Source organism: Macrococcus animalis (assembly GCF_047425875.1).
Classification (GTDB): Bacteria; Bacillota; Bacilli; order Staphylococcales; family Staphylococcaceae; genus Macrococcoides; species Macrococcoides animalis.
Genome location: NZ_CP179727.1, coordinates 145,882 through 164,243, shown reverse-complemented (window position 1 = coordinate 164,243; position 18,362 = coordinate 145,882). Strand labels below are relative to the sequence as shown.

The 18,362-nt window shown below is 33.2% G+C and carries 17 protein-coding genes; 15 read left to right on the top strand and 2 right to left on the bottom strand.

Annotation, left to right across the window (positions count from 1 at the left end; all coding sequences use genetic code 11):
• Positions 1–57: 57 nt before the first annotated feature.
• The 15 genes from fapR to rplS all read left to right on the top strand — a co-directional run bounded on the left by fapR (position 58) and on the right by rplS (position 13,360).
• Complete coding sequence (fapR, locus tag ACMGE9_RS00775; RefSeq protein WP_414043356.1) at positions 58–630, top strand: transcription factor FapR; 573 nt, start codon at positions 58–60, stop codon at positions 628–630.
• Complete coding sequence (plsX, locus tag ACMGE9_RS00770; RefSeq protein WP_414043355.1) at positions 623–1,606, top strand: phosphate acyltransferase PlsX; 984 nt, start codon at positions 623–625, stop codon at positions 1,604–1,606. Before fapR ends, plsX begins: the two co-directional genes overlap by 8 nt.
• Entirely contained in the window at positions 1,599–2,501 is a 903-nt protein-coding gene (gene fabD, locus ACMGE9_RS00765) for an ACP S-malonyltransferase (protein WP_414043354.1), read from the top strand. Before plsX ends, fabD begins: the two co-directional genes overlap by 8 nt.
• Entirely contained in the window at positions 2,501–3,235 is a 735-nt protein-coding gene (fabG, locus tag ACMGE9_RS00760; RefSeq protein WP_414043353.1) for a 3-oxoacyl-[acyl-carrier-protein] reductase, read from the top strand. Before fabD ends, fabG begins: the two co-directional genes overlap by 1 nt.
• 40 nt (positions 3,236–3,275) lie before the next feature.
• Entirely contained in the window at positions 3,276–3,509 is a 234-nt protein-coding gene (locus tag ACMGE9_RS00755) for an acyl carrier protein (RefSeq protein ID WP_414043352.1), read from the top strand.
• Positions 3,510–3,663: 154 nt separating this feature from the next.
• Entirely contained in the window at positions 3,664–4,389 is a 726-nt protein-coding gene (rnc, locus tag ACMGE9_RS00750; protein ID WP_414043351.1) for a ribonuclease III, read from the top strand.
• A gap of 1 nt (position 4,390) precedes the next feature.
• A complete protein-coding gene (smc, locus tag ACMGE9_RS00745; protein ID WP_414043350.1) occupies positions 4,391–7,978 on the top strand; it encodes a chromosome segregation protein SMC in 3,588 nt (1,195 codons plus the stop codon).
• A complete protein-coding gene (gene ftsY / locus ACMGE9_RS00740) occupies positions 7,978–9,252 on the top strand; it encodes a signal recognition particle-docking protein FtsY (protein ID WP_414043349.1) in 1,275 nt (424 codons plus the stop codon). Before smc ends, ftsY begins: the two co-directional genes overlap by 1 nt.
• The gene (locus ACMGE9_RS00735) at positions 9,245–9,586 is read left to right on the top strand and encodes a putative DNA-binding protein (protein ID WP_414043348.1); all 342 of its coding nucleotides are present in this window, start codon (positions 9,245–9,247) and stop codon (positions 9,584–9,586) included. The genes ftsY and ACMGE9_RS00735 overlap by 8 nt, the downstream gene beginning before the upstream one ends.
• A gap of 12 nt (positions 9,587–9,598) precedes the next feature.
• Positions 9,599–10,951, top strand: a complete 1,353-nt coding sequence (ffh, locus tag ACMGE9_RS00730) for a signal recognition particle protein (protein ID WP_414043347.1) — start codon at positions 9,599–9,601, stop codon at positions 10,949–10,951.
• A gap of 148 nt (positions 10,952–11,099) precedes the next feature.
• Positions 11,100–11,375, top strand: coding sequence for a 30S ribosomal protein S16 (gene rpsP / locus ACMGE9_RS00725; protein ID WP_414043346.1), 276 nt, complete (start codon positions 11,100–11,102; stop codon positions 11,373–11,375).
• A gap of 5 nt (positions 11,376–11,380) precedes the next feature.
• A complete protein-coding gene (locus ACMGE9_RS00720) occupies positions 11,381–11,608 on the top strand; it encodes a KH domain-containing protein (protein WP_414043345.1) in 228 nt (75 codons plus the stop codon).
• A 46-nt stretch (positions 11,609–11,654) separates the two neighbouring features.
• The gene (gene rimM, locus ACMGE9_RS00715; RefSeq protein ID WP_414043344.1) at positions 11,655–12,155 is read left to right on the top strand and encodes a ribosome maturation factor RimM; all 501 of its coding nucleotides are present in this window, start codon (positions 11,655–11,657) and stop codon (positions 12,153–12,155) included.
• A complete protein-coding gene (trmD, locus tag ACMGE9_RS00710) occupies positions 12,152–12,886 on the top strand; it encodes a tRNA (guanosine(37)-N1)-methyltransferase TrmD (RefSeq protein WP_414043343.1) in 735 nt (244 codons plus the stop codon). The genes rimM and trmD overlap by 4 nt, the downstream gene beginning before the upstream one ends.
• Before the next feature lie 123 nt (positions 12,887–13,009).
• Positions 13,010–13,360, top strand: coding sequence for a 50S ribosomal protein L19 (gene rplS, locus ACMGE9_RS00705; RefSeq protein ID WP_414043342.1), 351 nt, complete (start codon positions 13,010–13,012; stop codon positions 13,358–13,360).
• A 94-nt stretch (positions 13,361–13,454) separates the two neighbouring features.
• Here the strand turns inward: rplS and ACMGE9_RS00700 are convergent, their stop codons facing one another.
• Positions 13,455–15,533, bottom strand: coding sequence for a DUF2079 domain-containing protein (locus ACMGE9_RS00700; protein WP_414043341.1), 2,079 nt, complete (start codon positions 15,531–15,533; stop codon positions 13,455–13,457).
• A gap of 121 nt (positions 15,534–15,654) precedes the next feature.
• Complete coding sequence (locus ACMGE9_RS00695) at positions 15,655–18,360, bottom strand: YfhO family protein (RefSeq protein ID WP_414043340.1); 2,706 nt, start codon at positions 18,358–18,360, stop codon at positions 15,655–15,657.
• Between the last annotated feature and the right edge of the window lie 2 nt (positions 18,361–18,362).

Below are 18,362 nucleotides of genomic sequence, written 5' to 3'. Positions count from 1 at the left end.
TACTGTTATGTTATATTTACTAGTACTAAGACCAACTACTAAAAAGGATTTGAGTAGATGAAGAAATTTAATAAAAAAGAGCGCCAAGCATTACTGACAAAACGTTTAAATGACGATCCATTTCTTACTGATGAAGACTTAAGTCGTGATTTGAATGTTTCAATACAAACGATTCGTTTAGATCGTTTAGAACAAAATATTCCAGAACTTAGGGAACGAATTAAAGACGTGGCCGTCAAGCAACATGACGAGGTTCGTGCATTACCGCTTGATGAGGTTATTGGTGAAGTAATAGATTTAGAATTAGATAAATCAGCCATTTCCATTTTAGATATTAAAGAAGAACATGTATTTTATCGTAACAAAATTGCCCGTGGTCATTATTTGTTTGCACAAGCGAATTCATTGTGTGTTGCAGTTATTAATGATGAGCTTGCACTTACAACAAAAAGTGAAGTTAACTTCAAAAAACCAGTAAAGCTTGGTGATCGAGTTATAACGAAAGCAACTGTTCTAGATAAAAAGAATAAGCGCGCTAAAATAGAAGTCGTAAGTACAGTAAAACAAAAGACAGTATTCACAGGAATATTTGAAATGTACTATACAAGTGAGGGTGAAGAGAATGATTAAAATTGCGGTTGATTTAATGGGTGGAGATGATGCGCCACAAATCGTTTTAGATGGGATTGAAATGTTCTTAAAAGAATTTAATGATGTTGAAATTCAAGGATATGGTCTTCCTGAATACAATACAATTCAACATGACAACTTCAAATTTTTCCCTTGTACTGAACAAATAATGATGGAAGATGAACCAGTACGTTCCATTCGTCGAAAGAAGGATGCATCAATGGTACGTGCAGCTGAAGCGGTAAAGTTGAAAACAGCTGATGCATGTTTATCAGCTGGAAATACCGGTGCATTAATGTCAGCTGGTTTATTTATTATAGGACGTATAAAAGGGATTGAACGACCTGCTCTTGCGATGACATTGCCAACAATTGATAATAAAGGGTTTATGTTACTTGACATGGGTGCCAACGCAGATGCGAAACCTGAACATTTAGTACAATATGCAAAGATGGCAAATGTTTATGCGAAAGCTAATAGAAAAATTAAAAATCCAACAATTGGACTTGCGAATATAGGGACAGAAGATAAGAAGGGTAATGCCTTAACGAAGGAAACATTTGCGTTATTAAAAGAAGAAACTTCATTAAAATTTATCGGTAATGTCGAACCTAAATCATTATTGAATAGTTCAGCAGATATTGTTGTTGCAGATGGATTCACAGGTAATATTATTCTAAAGACACTTGAAGGAACAGCAAATAACATCTTTAAAATGTTAAAACAAACATTAACGAGCAGTACGAAAAATAAATTAGCAACAGCATTAATTAAGAAGGATTTAGCAACGCTAAAAGGAAAAATGGATTATTCTGAATATGGTGGTGCTGTATTATTTGGTGTAGATGGCATCGTAATAAAAGCACACGGTTCAAGTGATAAAGTCGCATTCTACAATGCATTACGACAAGCTCGTATTGCTGTTGAAGAAGATGTTGTTAATATTTTAACGAAAGAGGTTGGATCAGTTGAGTAAAGCTTTAATGTTTCCGGGTCAAGGGTCACAATATGATGGTATGACATCAGATATTTATCAAGATGCTGCTGGAAAAGTTTTGTTAGATGATTTAAATGCAGTACTTGATGTTGACATATTATCGATAATGGCAAGTGGAGAAAAGTTAGCAGAAACTGAGAATACACAGCCAGCAATTGTAATGCATAGCGTTGCAGCACTTAAACTTGCTGCATTACAAGCAGATTATGTTATTGGACATAGTTTAGGTGAGTATGCAGCTCTTGTGGCTGCAGAAGTATTGACACCAATTGATGCTGTAAAAGTGGTGCGTAGACGTGGCGAATTAATGCAATCAGCATTCCCACCTGGTGTTGGCTCAATGGCGGCGATAATGGGAACTGAACGTGAGGTCATTGAATCGGCGTGTTTAGCGTTATCAAACGACTTTGAAAAATTAGATGTTGCAAATATAAATTGTCCAGGTCAAATTGTTGTAGCAGGACACCAAACTTTGATTGACAAATTAGTTGAAGAGAAAGTACAACATAATATTAAGAAAATCATTCCATTAAATGTGACGGGTCCTTTTCATTCAAGTTTAATGCAAGTCATTAAAAATGATTTTAGTGCATTTTTAGACACAGTGGAATTTAGTGATGCGGTAGTCCCAGTCATTCAAAACGTAACAGCTCAACCTGTTACAAATAAAGATGAAATTAAAGCAAATTTAGTAAAACAATTGTACTTACCTGTTGAATTTACTGCTTCAATTGAATTTTTAGTTGATGCAGGTGTAGATACATTTATAGAAGTAGGTCCTGGGAAAGTGTTATCGGGGCTAGTAAGAAAGATTAATCGAGATGTTACAACTATGCAAGTGGATACACTTGAACAAATAAAAGAGGTGAAATAATGGCATTAGCAATCGTAACAGGAAGTTCAAGAGGGATTGGTGAAGCAACGGCAATCAAACTCGCTGAAGATGGGTTCGATATTTTGGTCAATTATTCAGGTAATCAAGAACGAGCGGAAGCAGTTGTAGCAACAATTGAAGCTTTAGGTCAAAAAGCAATTGCGGTAAAAGCAAATGTAAGTAATATTGAAGAAGTTAAAGAGATGGTTAAAACAGCTATTGACACATTTGGTTCAATTGATGTCGTAATCAATAATGCTGGTATTACGCGTGATAATTTAACGATGCGTATGAAACAAGAAGACTTTGATGATGTAATTGCTACGAACTTAAAAGGAGTTTTCAATGTCGTACAATCCGTAACTCGTCAAATGTTGAAACAACGTGCGGGAGTTATTATTAACATGAGTAGTGTTGTTGGTTCTCTAGGGAATGCTGGACAAGCAAATTATGTTGCTAGTAAAGCAGGGGTTGAAGGTTTGACGAAAACATTTGCACGTGAATTTGCAAGTCGAGGTGTTCGTGTCAATGCCGTTGCACCAGGATTTATCATTAGCGATATGACGGACAAGTTGAGCGAAGACATTGTAGAATCGATGAAAGGCCAAATTCCGTTAGCAACACTTGGAGAAGTGAATGACATTGCTGAAGCAGTAAGTTTCTTAGCAAGCAACAAAGCTAAATATATTACCGGTCAAACATTACACGTTAATGGTGGCATGTTCATGAACTAAACGGTATGATATTATTGAACAATTTAAGGAGGTGAAACACATGGAAAACTTCGACAAAGTAAAAGATATTATCGTTGATCGCTTAGGCGTTGATGCTGATAAAGTTACTGCAGAAGCTTCATTTAAAGATGATTTAGGTGCTGACTCTTTAGATATCGCTGAATTAGTAATGGAATTAGAAGATCAATTCGGTATGGAAATTCCTGATGAGGAAGCTGAAAAAATCAACACTGTTGGTGATGCAGTTAAATATATCGAGTCATTAGAAAAATAATGCATTTTTAATCTCATGATTACACAAACTTTGCAGTGCGTAATCATGGGATTTTTTTGAATTTGATTTATTAGTTATTCTATAGATATTTCTTTTTTTTATCAGTAGAATGACGTAAAATGAAGGAGTATTTATTTTTTTAAGGAGGTAGATTATGAATAGAAGATTAGCGATGATTGATAAATTTCAGAAAAAGATTCAAACGACATTTCAAACTTTAAATATTCAACCGAATGACATCACAATTTATACGCAAGCATTTTCTCATTCAAGCTTTATTAATGACTTCAAATTGGATAAAGTTAATGACAATGAGCGCTTAGAGTTTTTAGGTGATGCGGTGTTAGAATTGATGGTTTCACAATATCTATATAAGATGCACACAGATTTACCAGAGGGTAAATTAACAAAACTACGTGCAGCAATTGTATGTGAACCTTCACTTGTGACATTTGCCAAACAATTGGGATTTGATCAACTTATATTACTCGGTAAAGGTGAGGAGAAAACAGGAGGAAGAACGCGTCCCTCATTAATTGCAGATGTATTTGAAGCGTTTGTAGGTGCGCTTTATCTTGATTTAGGATATGATGCTACACTGTTATTCTTTAATCAATTTATATTCCCGAAAATTACAGATGATTTAATGGATGGTATATTAGATCATAAAACGTTTTTACAAGAATATATTCACAAAACTAAAAATGTACAAGTTGAATATAAACTGGTTAGTGAGGATGGTCCTGCTCATTTTAAAACGTTTACCTCTGAAGTTTGTGTTGAAGGTGAAAAATTAGGTAGTGGTGTGGGTAGAACGAAGAAAGAATCAGAGCAAAAGGCAGCGCAGGAAGCTTTAGCAAATCTGATAACAGGGGAGTAATATGGTTTATTTAAAGCAAGTTTCAGCTTATGGATTTAAATCATTTGCTGACAAGACGACAGTAAGTTTTGATTCAGGAGTTACAGCAATTGTTGGACCAAATGGATCAGGAAAGAGTAATATTACTGATGCGATTAAATGGGTCCTCGGAGAACAATCGGCAAAGAGTTTACGTGGAGCCAAGATGGAAGATGTTATCTTCTCAGGTGCACAAGATAGAAAGCCACAAAACTATGCTGAAGTGACATTAACGATGGATAATAAAAAGCGTATGTTAAACATCGAGTCTGATATCGTGGAAGTAACTCGTAAACTTTATCGCAATGGTGATAGTGAATATTTATTAAATAAGCAAAAGAGTCGGTTAAAAGACGTCACAGAATTATTCTTAGATAGTGGTTTAGGACGTGATGCTTTCAGTATAATTTCACAAGGTAAAGTGGATCAAGTTCTAAATGCAAAGCCTGAAGAACGCAGACAATTAATTGAAGAAGCAGCAGGTGTATTAAAATATAAAAAGCGAAAAAAAGAAACAGAATCGAAACTTGAAGATACAAATAATAATTTAACACGTGTGCATGATATTATTTATAATTTAAAAGATCGTGTGGAACCATTAAAAATTGAAGCAAGTATCGCTGAAGAATATTTAGTATTATCTGAAGAAATGAAAGATGCAGATATTCAAGTGACAATTGCTGATATTGAAACGACACGTCAAGATTTTGCGAAGTGTGAAACTGAAATTAAAGATTTCAATGGTTTAATTCAGTTTAAACAAGAGAAAAGCGATCGTTTAAATGAAAAAATAATGCACAGTAAATCAGAACATAAGATTGTGCAAGAAAATGTGCATGCTTTAAATCAATCGTTACTAACAACTACTGAGCAAATTGAACGGTATATTGGTCAAGTAAATGTATTGAAAGAGCGATTATCGAACCAAAATGAATCATCTGTTAAACGCACGGAACGTTTAAATAAATATAATGAACAACTAATTAAAGAAACAGAACGCAAAGAAGCGATTGAAAGTAAGTTATCTTTATTGATAACAGATAAAAAAGCCTTAGATCGTCAATTAAAAAAACAACAAAAAGAACTTGATGAAATTGATTCAGATATTGAAACGTTAATTGATGAGACGCGTGATACTTATTACGAAAAGTTAAGCGAACAAACAGCGTTATCAAATGAAATGAAATTAATTGAAAAAGAAGTTGCACAATTTAATCAGAAGCAGGCTAAACAAGAAGGTATCAATGAAAATGTGAAGCAAGACTTTGAAGCTATTCAACAAATGATTGCAGGTTTAAATCAATCGATTGAAACAAAATCTAATCAACTAGAATCAATGCGTGCCACTTATAAGAAAAGCCTTGAGCGTATTGAATTAAAGAAAGTAGACTATAATAGTGCACGTGATAAATATACACAAGCACATCGTTATATAGAAGATTTAGAACGCAAAAAAGAACGCTTAACATTAATGCAAGAGGAATATCAAGGCTATTATCAAGGCGTGCGTATGCTATTAAAAAACAAGAATCAACTAAACGGTATACATTCAACCGTTTTAGATGTGGTTGATATAGATCCAATGTATAACGATGCCTTAGATAGTGCTTTAGGTGCGAGCTTACAACATATTATTGTTGATGATGAACAAGCAGGCCGTGCTGCGATTCAATTTTTACGTGATAAAAAGTTTGGGCGTGCGACATTTTTACCGCTCACGGTTATTAAAGCTAGATCAATTTCATATGAGGCACTTCAAAAAGTGAGCCAAATACCAGGGTTTATTAATACGTTAAATGCACTGATCAAAACTGACAAAAAGTATCAAACGATTATTGATAATGTATCAGGGAGTGTCATTGTTTGTGACACGTTAAAACATGCAAATGAAATTGCGAAAGCAATTGGTTATAAATATCGTATCGTAACACTTGAAGGAGACATCGTGAATCCAGGTGGTTCAATGTCGGGTGGAAGTAAAAATAAACCCACGCAAGCATTAACAGCACGTAATGATTTACAAGTTGTGACCAATCAACTTGCAGAATTTGTTTTATCTACAGAACAATTGAAAAAACAAGTAGATGCTCTATCAGAAACTATTACAACTGAAGAAATTCAAGTCAGTCAAACCCGTAGTGATGGTGAAACATTAAGAGATGAAATTCATCAATTAAAGTTGTCGCTTGAAGAGGCGAAAGCTAAAGAACGTCGATTGAAAGCAATGCACGAAGAAGTTGAGTCATTAATACAAGAGTCAGAGTATATTGCTTCACGTCAATCTTTAATTTCAGAACATGCGCAAAAAATTCAAACAATCGAAACTGAGTTAAAAGAATTAAATGACCGTATTCAAAACTTTAATAATAATGCAAGTGATAAAAAAACTTTAGAAAAATCATTAAATGAAACGCTAAGTGATACGAAACATCAATTAGCGGTACTCAGTACAAGTATAGAACATCAAAATGACATTTTAAAAGAGCGTATTTCTCAAATCGCAGAAATTCAAACGGAGATTAATGCTATACATCAAGATGCAGCTCATATAGATGTTGATGCTGTTGAAAAAGAAATACTTAAAAAAGAAAAAGATATAAAAACATTATCATCTGATAAAATACAGATAGAGACGCGTATCCAAACTGAAGAACAGATTTTAGAAGATTTATCATCTGCAATAGAAGCGATGGATAAAGAATACAATGAATTATTACGTCAAATCAGTGGTATTGAAAATGGTATAGGAGAATTAAAAGGAAAATATTCTAGATTAAATTTATTATTAGAAAACTTGATGAATCACTTATTAGAACAATATCAATTGACATTTGAGTCAGCAAAAGATTACATATGGGAGATATTGGGTATAGAAGATGTTTTTCAGACTGACTTAGAACATTTACGCAAACGTGTCCGATTAACAAAGATATCTATAGAAGAATTGGGTAATGTAAATCTCAATGCGATTGAACAATATAAAGTTGTCGGTGAGCGTTATGAATTTCTAACACGTCAAGAAGCAGACTTACTAGATGCTAAAGCTAATCTAGAGTCAATCATTCATGAAATGGATGCGACAGTTTCAGAACGCTTTATGGAGACTTTTGAAACCGTCTCTCTTGCATTTGGACGCATCTTTAAACAATTGTTTGGAGGTGGAACAGGGTTACTCCAATTGACGAGTGATGATGTGCTTTCTGCTGGAATCGATATTTTCGTTGAACCTCCTGGTAAACGTCGTCAAAACTTAAGTTTACTATCGGGTGGGGAACGTGCACTCACGGCTATCGTGTTGCTATTCTCAATATTACAGGCAAGAAGCGCTCCTTTTGTTATACTAGATGAAGTAGAAGCAGCACTCGATGAAGCTAACGTCAATCGTTTTGCAGACTTCTTAAATACATTAACACATGATACACAATTTATCGTGATAACCCATCGTAAAGGAACAATGGAGAAAAGTGATAGACTTTATGGTGTGACAATGCAAAATTCAGGGATTACACAACTTGTAAGTGTGAGTTTAAAAGACTTAGATGATAAAAAATTAAAGGAGCTGACTAAATAATGAGTTTTTTTAAGAAACTTAAAGATAGATTCGTCACAAAAGAGGAAACAACAAATGTTCAAGATGATTTACAACCTTTAGACGATATTGGTACTCAAGACATTGATCCTCAAAGCGACAGTCAAACGAAGACGTATGACCATAAACCTGTGGATGTATTTGAGCAACCTGCAAGATCATCAGAAGTACAACAACCAGCACCTAAAAAACAATCAAATGGATGGGAATTTGACTTTGAAGATGATGATTTAATTTCAATCGAAGAGTTTGAAGAGTGGGAATCACAACAAATTGGTGCGAAGTTCCGTGAAGGTTTAGAGAAATCACGTGAAAATTTCCAAAACAAATTAAATGATCTACTTGCAATGTATCGTACAGTCGATGAAGATTTCTTTGAAGCATTAGAAGAAATGTTAATACAAGCCGACGTTGGATTCAATACGGTGATGGAATTAGTTGAATCACTACGTTATGAAGCAAAACGTCAAAATATTACAGAAACTGCTGATTTACGTGAAGTTATCGTTGAAAAAATCGTTGAAATTTACGAACAAGAAGATGAAGAATTACAAAAGATGAATATTCAAGAAGAGGAATTAACAGTTATCTTAATGGTAGGAGTAAACGGTGTTGGTAAAACGACAACAATTGGAAAATTGGCACACCGATATAAAGCACAAGGTAAAACTGTCATGCTCGCAGCAGGAGATACGTTCCGTGCAGGAGCAATTGAACAACTTCAAATTTGGGGTGACCGCGTCGGTGCCGAAGTCATTAAACAAAAAGAAGGATCTGATCCAGCAGCAGTAATGTATGATGCTATTAATGCTGCAAAAAATCGTGGTGCAGATATTTTAATATGTGATACAGCAGGGCGCTTACAAAATAAAGCGAACTTAATGACAGAGCTTGAGAAAGTAAAGAAAGTATTATCTAAAGCAGTACCAGGGGCACCTCATGAAGTGTTACTTGCATTAGATGCAACAACTGGGCAAAATGCATTGGTACAAGCGAAAGCATTTAAAGAAGTGACAGATGTAACAGGTATTGTCTTAACGAAGTTAGATGGAACAGCAAAAGGTGGTATTGTCTTAGCCATCCGTAATGAATTACATATTCCGGTTAAATTCGTAGGACTTGGCGAAAAGTTAGATGACTTACAGCCGTTTGATGCAGAAAGTTACGTGTATGGATTATTCGCAGATATGATTGAACAATCTACTGATGAGGAAAATAAAGCGGCTGAAGTATTAAAGGAAGCTGCAGATGAGTAGTGATTTAGTTAAAACGATGCGTATGAATTATTTGTTTGATTTTTACCAAGCGCTACTTACAGATAAACAACGCAATTATTTAGAACGTTACTATTTACTTGATGAATCATTATCTGAAATCGCAGAAACGTTTAAGGTGTCACGACAAGCAGTTTATGATAACATAAGACGTACTGACGAGTTGTTAGAGGACTATGAATTACGTTTAGGATTATATAAAAAGTTTGAAATTAGACAGTCCATCCTTGAACAAATGACAGAAGAAATTGAACAAACAAATATCAATGAAAAACAACTAAAAACATTAATTGAACAATTACAGAAAATAGAATAAGGGGGTCATTGTATGGCTTTTGAAGGATTATCAGATAGACTCCAGGCGACAATGCAGAAAATTAAAGGTAAAGGTAAAGTTACTGAAGCAGATATCAAGGTTATGATGCGTGAAGTGCGTCTTGCTTTACTTGAAGCCGATGTTAACTTTAAAGTAGTAAAGCAATTCGTTTCTACAGTGTCAGAACGTGCATTAGGCTCTGATGTGATGAGCTCATTAACACCTGGACAACAAGTTATTAAAATCGTACAAGATGAATTAACAACACTTATGGGTGGCGAAAATACACAAATTAATATGAGTAAGAAACCACCTACTGTTGTCATGATGGTCGGCTTACAAGGGGCAGGTAAAACAACAACTGCTGGTAAACTTGCCTTACTTATGAGAAAGAAATTTAATAAAAAACCGTTACTTGTCGCTTGTGATATATATAGACCTGCAGCGATTCAACAATTACAAACAGTCGGTAAACAAATTGACATTCCAGTATTTACGTTAGGTGATCAAGTATCACCTGCTGAAATTACGGAAAAAGCATTAGCGTATGCAAAAGAAGAACATTTAGATTTCGTGATTATCGATACGGCAGGTCGACTGCATATCGATGAGAAATTAATGCAAGAGTTGGTTGACGTAAAAGAAGTTGCAAATCCAGATGAAATTATGTTAGTCGTTGATGCTATGACTGGGCAAGATGCAGTGAACGTTGCAGAAAGCTTTGACGGTCAATTAGATGTTACAGGGGTAACACTTACTAAATTAGATGGAGACACACGTGGTGGTGCTGCACTATCTATAAGAAGTGTTACGCAGAAACCAATAAAGTTTGTCGGTATGAGTGAGAAGATGGACGGATTAGAACCATTCCATCCAGAGCGCATGGCATCTCGTATTTTAGGTATGGGTGATGTGTTAAGTTTAATCGAAAAAGCTCAATCTCAAGTTGATGAAAGTAAAGCTAAAGAATTAGAACAAAAAATGAGAACATCTTCATTTACATTTGACGATTTCTTAGATCAATTAGAGCAAGTGAAACAATTAGGGCCTTTAGATGATTTATTAAAAATGATTCCTGGTGCGAATAAAATGAAGCAAGTAAATCAGTTGAATATGAATCCGAAACAAATTGATCATATTCAAGCAATTATTCGCAGTATGACGAAGCAAGAACGAGAGAACCCATCAGTTATAAATGTAAGCCGTAAGAAACGTATCGCTAAAGGTTCTGGGCGTAGCTTGTCTGAAGTGAATAAATTGATTAAACAGTTTGAAGAAATGAAGAAAATGATGAAACAATTTAGCGGCATGAAAAAAGGCAAAAAAGGTAAAAATCCATTTGCCGGAATGAATTTGCCGTTTTAAAGGCAAAATTAGAGGAATGGAAGTTTGATTTCATTCCTTTTTTTAATTGAAAAATTTTATAGATGTAAAGAAAAAACTCTTTACAAAGAATTAAACCTCTGTTATTATTAGTTCTTGTAGAAAAGAAATGAAATGGAGAGATTTAATTATGGCAGTAAAAATTCGTTTAACTCGTATGGGTTCAAAAAGAAACCCATTCTATCGTATCGTAGTAGCAGACGCTCGTTCACCTCGTGACGGACGTATCATCGAATCAATCGGGACTTATAACCCAGTTGCTAAACCAACAGCAGAAATCAAAATTGATGAAGAAGCGGCTTTAAAATGGTTAGCTGATGGTGCTAAACCTACAGATACAGTACGTAACATCTTATCTGGTCAAGGTATCATGGAAAAATTCCATAACCAAAAAATCGCGAAGTAATTGCGATGGAAAAATTATTACAAACGATAATTGAACCACTCGTCGATCATCCAGAGGATATCAAGATCAAGAAAGAAGAGCATGCATCTAGTATTACTTATCATTTAATTCTTAATTCTGAAGATACTGGTAAAGTAATTGGAAAGCATGGTCGTATTGCAAAAGCAATTCGAACTGTTGTTTCAGGTTCTAAAAATGAGTCAGGTAAAAAAGTGTTTGTAGAAATTGATTAAGGGTGCCAGTTTTGGTACTCTTTTTTTATGAGCGGAGGTAATGATAATGAATGTAAATGTAGGTAAAATCGTAAATATGCATGGTGTAAAAGGTGAAGTTAAGATTCTTTCAGCTTCAGATTTTGCTGAAGTACGTTTTCAGCCAGGTAAGACATTATTAATTCCTTTTAAAGATGAGACTATTGAACTTGTAATCAAGTCATATAGAGTGCATAAGAACTTCCATATGGTTGCATTTGAAGGTATTAACAATATCAATGAAGTAGAACAGTTTAAAGGTTTAGATGTATTTCAAGATGTAGATACAGAATCTCTACCTTTAGAAGATAACGAATACTATTATAAGGATATAATTGGTTGTGAAGTATTCAATGAAGGAATTTCCATCGGTAAAGTTACTGAAATCTTTGAAACGGGCGCAAATGATGTTTGGGTAGTTAAAGGTGATAAAGAGCATTTAATTCCTTACATTGAAGAAGTAGTGAAAGAAATCGACATTGAAAATAAAATAATTAACATTGAAGCAATGGAAGGGTTATTATCGTGAGGATAGATTATTTAACACTTTTCCCTGAAATGTTTAATATTTTAAATCATTCAATTATGAAACGTTCTCAAGATAAAGGGATTGTTGAAATTAATACTGTTAATTTCAGAGAGTATTCTAATAATAAACATAACCAAGTAGATGATTATCCATATGGTGGTGGTCAAGGTATGGTACTGAAACCAGAACCAATATTTAATGCAATGGATAGTTTAGATACAACAAAGAATACACGTGTGATACTAATGTGTCCTCAAGGTAAAAAATTCAATCAAGCAAAGGCTGAAGAACTAGCACACTCAGATCATCTTGTATTTATATGTGGTCATTATGAAGGTTACGATGAGAGAATTCGTACGGAACTGGTAACGGATGAAATTTCATTAGGAGATTTCGTGTTAACTGGTGGGGAATATGCTGCAATAACAATGACTGACGCAATCGTAAGATTAATTCCTGACGTGTTAGGCAATGAAGTATCTCACGAAGATGATTCGTTCTCAAGTGGCTTACTAGAACATCCACAATACACACGCCCTGCTGAATATAGAGGTATGAAAGTACCTGAGATATTGTTGAGCGGCAATCATAAATTAATTGATAAATGGCGCCATACAGAATCGTTGAAGAGAACACTTGAACGAAGACCGGACTTATTGGATAATTATCCATTAACTGAAAAGGATTTAATTGAACTCGAGCAATTAAAAAATAGAATTAATAAGGGATAATGCAATAATATATTGACTTGTAGAATGTAACCCTGTATAATAAATCAAGTGTGAAAAACACATAAATCACTATGATCCGCTGAGCAGATGACTCAAGAACATAGGAAGAAGGAGAAGAATAATATGTCAAATAATGTATTAATCGATGCAATTACTAAAGACCAATTACGCACTGATTTACCATCTTTCCGTCCTGGTGATACTTTAAAAGTTCACGTACGTATTGTTGAGGGAACTCGCGAACGTATTCAGGTATTCGAAGGTGTTGTAATCAAACGTCGTGGTGGCGGAATTTCTGAAACTTTCACGGTTCGTAAGATTTCTTACGGTGTTGGTGTGGAACGTACTTTCCCAGTACACACTCCAAAAATCGAGAAAATTGAAGTATTACGTCGTGGTAAAGTACGTCGTGCGAAACTTTATTACTTACGTAGCCTTCGTGGTAAAGCTGCTCGTATTAAAGAAATTCGTTAATAGAAGCTATTAAAAAAAGTCACTTCATTTGAAGTGACTTTTTTTAATTAGAAAATCGATTACATTTAACAGTAAACGATTTATTTTTATACTTTCATTGTTTCATCAATATCAAAATTTCTGTACTAGATAAGTTACTCTCAACATATCCATTTCTAGTATACTCTGCAATTAACAATGATTGCTCTGAGCCATCCGTCATCATTGCTCTCGGTACTGCAACAAAATCAATCGTTTCATCAAATATTTTATCATTATGATAGTCTAAGTCATAAAGTTCTTTAATATCTGCTATCGGTGTAGTATAGAAGCCATACGCAAGCACTTTACTATCTGTAGGGATAGACTTTAAAGTTTCTTTCTTTGCTTGATATACCTCTGGATTTTCTTTATATGCTTTAAAAGCATATTCAGCAGGTCTCATTATCGTAAAGAAAATCGATGTAGACATGATTAATGCTATTATTACAAGGTTACGGACACGTGTATCAGATAAATATTGGACAAAGTTGTTTTGATCATGTTCTCTTCTTTTTTCTTGTGCCTGATAAAGTGATTCTATTGCTAGTATAACTAAGAATAAAAGAAGAGCAGAAGAACCATAATGATATTGAAAACCAAAATCAACTTGATACGGAAAGTCACTTAATAAATTAATTACGAGCATTGGTAATAAAAGAATATAGTTGATTATTTTATTTTGCATCACGGGTAAGAAAGCAAGTGATGCAAGTAATACTAACAAGTATTTGATTTTATTAAATGTAAATAATGCACTAAAAAAATAGGTTGGATTGGCAATGATATTTTGAACGACATGCATTAAAGAATCTTGTCCTGGCATCATGAAGTTTGTAAAACGAGTTGTCATTGATCCATCACCAAAATTATTTAAGTAGTATAAACATACAATAAAATAAAATATAGGTAAAATAATTTGAGAAATAAATACAAAGATGGCTCTATTTGTTGTAAGTGGTTCTCTATTCTGAATTAAGAAATATAGACCAATCGATAAAATGTAAATCATACTATCTTCTTTTATAATTAAGGTTAAGATTAATATAATAATTAAAGATAATTTCCATTGCTTTAGATTAGCTAAGATTAACCAAAATATCATTGGAGTTAAAAAACAGTTCTCGTGTAATCCATATAAATGAGATGATGATAATGTTGGCATAAAAATGTAAACAAATAATAATAAGTATTGAATATATTTGTTGAAATTAAAATGATTCAATATAAAGTAAAATGGAATAATGCCACTAAATGTTATGATGACTTGTAAAATTTCTAATGTTTCCGATCTTGGGATAATCATATAGAAAGGTAACATTAGAAAGAAAATAGGAGACACATGGACATTAAAATGTGACATCCATTTATCACGTTCCAATGTTGTCATCGGACCATATCCTTGACGCATACTTTCAAACATTTGTGTGAATAATCCTTTATCATAGGTAGCAAATCCCATGATAGTATCTTTACCAAACATGATACAAGATACATATATCGTAATCAAAATGCAAATCAGTATTGCAGCACCGAGCATAATTTTTTGTAATAACATATCTTTCCCAATTGGATGTATAGAATGAGTATAGTATGTCGTAATGCCTATAAATAACACCGATAATACCATACCTACAATTAATCCTTTTATTAAAGCTTCATCTTTTTCATTTAAAACGTAACTAAATTTATATAATTCAGGCCCATTAGCCTTAAATACCATCATCATTTTGATTAATAGTGCTACAATCAAACCGCTGTACCAAAATTTAATTTGACTGTTATCCCAAATCAATTTTGCTAATATGATGAGAGATAAAATAATGAATCCAATTACAATAGTTGGACTTGGAGCATTATAGCTAGATATTAAAAAATAGAATCCAGTTATGATGCTAAAAATTGAAAAGGCATTAATCTTGTCATTGTGTTTGTCTAATAGATAAAAAGCTATGCTTAACACTAAAACAGCACTGAAGATATAGTAATATGGTATCTTGTCCGTTAATCTAAAAAATAAATTTTCTTCTGAATAGAATAAATTTAAGAAAATACCTACAAATGTAAATCCACTAAGTAAATAATAAAACCAGTGGCTAAAAATTAGCTCTTTCATTTTTTGCCACTTCGTTTTTGTAATGTGATTCACAGACATGTGAGTCCTCCTAAATAAAATTTTTTCTATAATAATAAATGTTAAATTCAATTTAATTTCTGATACATTTGAAGTGTACTCGTGAAGGGTTAATTATTTTAGTCAATTTATTATATCGTAACTATTGTTGATTTTTTTCTTGATTATTCTTGTGAGTTTCATATTCATTACATTCTTCATACAATGATGAATCTTCCTCTTCAAATGTTGTCTGTGAACGGTCTACTCTCATAAAGCGTCTGTCATAAACAAATTTCGTAAAAAAGAATGCCGCAATCATACTCAAAATCGAAATGATTTGTAAGATATGGAAGAATGGAGGTGTATATTTTATTTCTACCTCTTTTACACCTTTATCGACTTTAACTGCAGTCATTAAATAGTTACCTTCTTTAACTTCTGCATATTTGCCATCTACTTTTGCTTTCATACCATTTAAATAAGGTATTGGAACCACCATATATCCACCATCATGATTACCTAATGTAATCTTCATTTTATCGCCATGTTTTTCAAATTTATGGTCATTCTTGTGACGAGATGCTTTTTCTAATGCTTTATAATCTTCACCATAAATACCATGTATTGTATAGGTGTATTCACCTGGTTTAAGTTTTATATCAATATTTTTGTTAGTTTTAACTTTCATCGTTATGATAGGGTTAAAACGTCTGTAATCATCGTTTAAAGGTTTACGCGATTGATATATTTCATTTATCCAAACGAAATGATAGTCTGTTGCAGTTTTCGATTCAATACTTAAGGTTATGTACATTTCTTTATAATCTTTAATATCTTTTTCTTTAAAATTATATCGAGGACCACCATTTTCTGCATTGACATGTAAAACTCCATTTTTTAAAGTTGCATTTTCTAGGGTGTGTTCAGCTTTATTTAATAGATTTTCTTGAGGCGTCAATATTGCTTGTCCTTCTTGTTCAAGTATAATACCATCAAGCATTGCATGTTCACGATCAATAGGCGTTTTCAGAGTATTAGCGTTATAGACTCTATTTGTAACACGCACAAATGGTAATGGATTTTGGTTTTTATATACTTTGTATTGTTGGGTACCGTTTGGCTCCGTAAATACTTCGTTTGCATTATAACCAAAAGGTATAGTAGCTGAATCATTGAGGCGGATTGATGTATTGACATTAAACAAGCTATATAAATTTGCCCTTTCTCCAAGTCCGTAATAGATTGAGTTACTATCGGTAGGCATTGTGGCATTTAAATCTTGATCATAGAATTTTAGGATGTCTTTATCAAAAATAGAAGAATAAAGTTTGATGCCATTATATTTTTGGTACATAGGGGTATTATGTGTTGCGGAAGTTTGCCACTCAATACGATCGGATGACGGTATAGTTTTTTGAACTTCTTTAATCATTTGCTTTTGGGTAGGTGAATTGTAGTTCTCAGAATTTAAAAATTCAATATTACGCTCTTGAAAAGGGTGTAACGTATCGATTTGTTGTGTAACATAATCTTGTACAAATACAAGCGTCATAATTATTGTGGTTGCATGTAGTCCAATATAAACATAATTATCATGTGTTCTAATGTAGATGAAAATAAGAATACAAATAATTGGAATAAATATCAGCCATGTTAAAACTTTTTCGTGTCCATAAGCCGATAATGGATAAATAATTAATAGTGGAATCACTGAAGTTAAGAATGATTTCAAATCAACTGCATTTAAATGATGTAAGTAATGCGCGATTAACATAGCAGAAACAAACACTAATAAATAAATCCAACGACGCTGATCAATTGAAAATCCATTGAAGAAACTATCAAATAATGGACTTAATGAGCAGACCATAAATATTAAGGAAAGGGCTGCAAATAAACGATACATATAATGTTTGTAAAGTTTGAATGACATTAAAGCGAGTACTGTAATAAAACAAATAACTAAATAATAACCATCGTAAAATAAGTTATAAAAACCGACCATGTCAATAAAAGGTTTAATTTGCTGCGGAGTTAGTGTTCGGTCATTCATCAAATAACTTGAAATACCGGTTACAATACCGACAGCAGCAACACCCATACCTAGAACAGCACCAACTGTTAGTAACACAATTTTCTGTAAGCGATTTACAATATCTGTTTGCTTATAATAAATTACACGATATAGGAAATAGAATAATACAAATACAAATTCATAGTAACTAAAATAGAAATTTGAATGTAAAGTGAGTGTAATACCTAAAATAAATAACCCGATTTTCTTTTCGTGGAAGAATCGCTCTAATCCATAAATTGTAATTGGCAACCAAATCATTACGTCACTAAAGAAACTCCAGGTAAAAGTAAAGAAGAAATAGGCTGTTGACCAACCATAAATAAATGAACCCGTTATACTAGATAACTTATTCAAGTTTAAATATCGTAGCAATTTATATGTAACGATAAAAATTATTGTCAATTTTATAATAGAAATAAAAATTTGGTTTTTTGCCCAAAATACAGGATCACCAGTGTTAAATGGCAAAAATAAATCTCCAAGCCACACTAAAATAAAATTAAGATAAGCTAATGGTGCGGTTGAGTAATAATATGACAAGCTCCTAAAGAAATCTCCGCCAATACCAAAGTCCATATCATAAAAAAAGTGTAGGTGTGAAAATTTATCATATAAATACATTTGAAACGGAATCATCTGTGCGATTCCGTCTCCTTTACCTGTGAATAGTGTACCATCTTTAAAAAACCTGAATAAGACGATACTATGTGCGAGGAGTGACAAAAATAATGCCACTCCCATAAGTTTTAAGCTGGATAAAATGCCTTCTTTTTGAAACAGATTTTTCATAA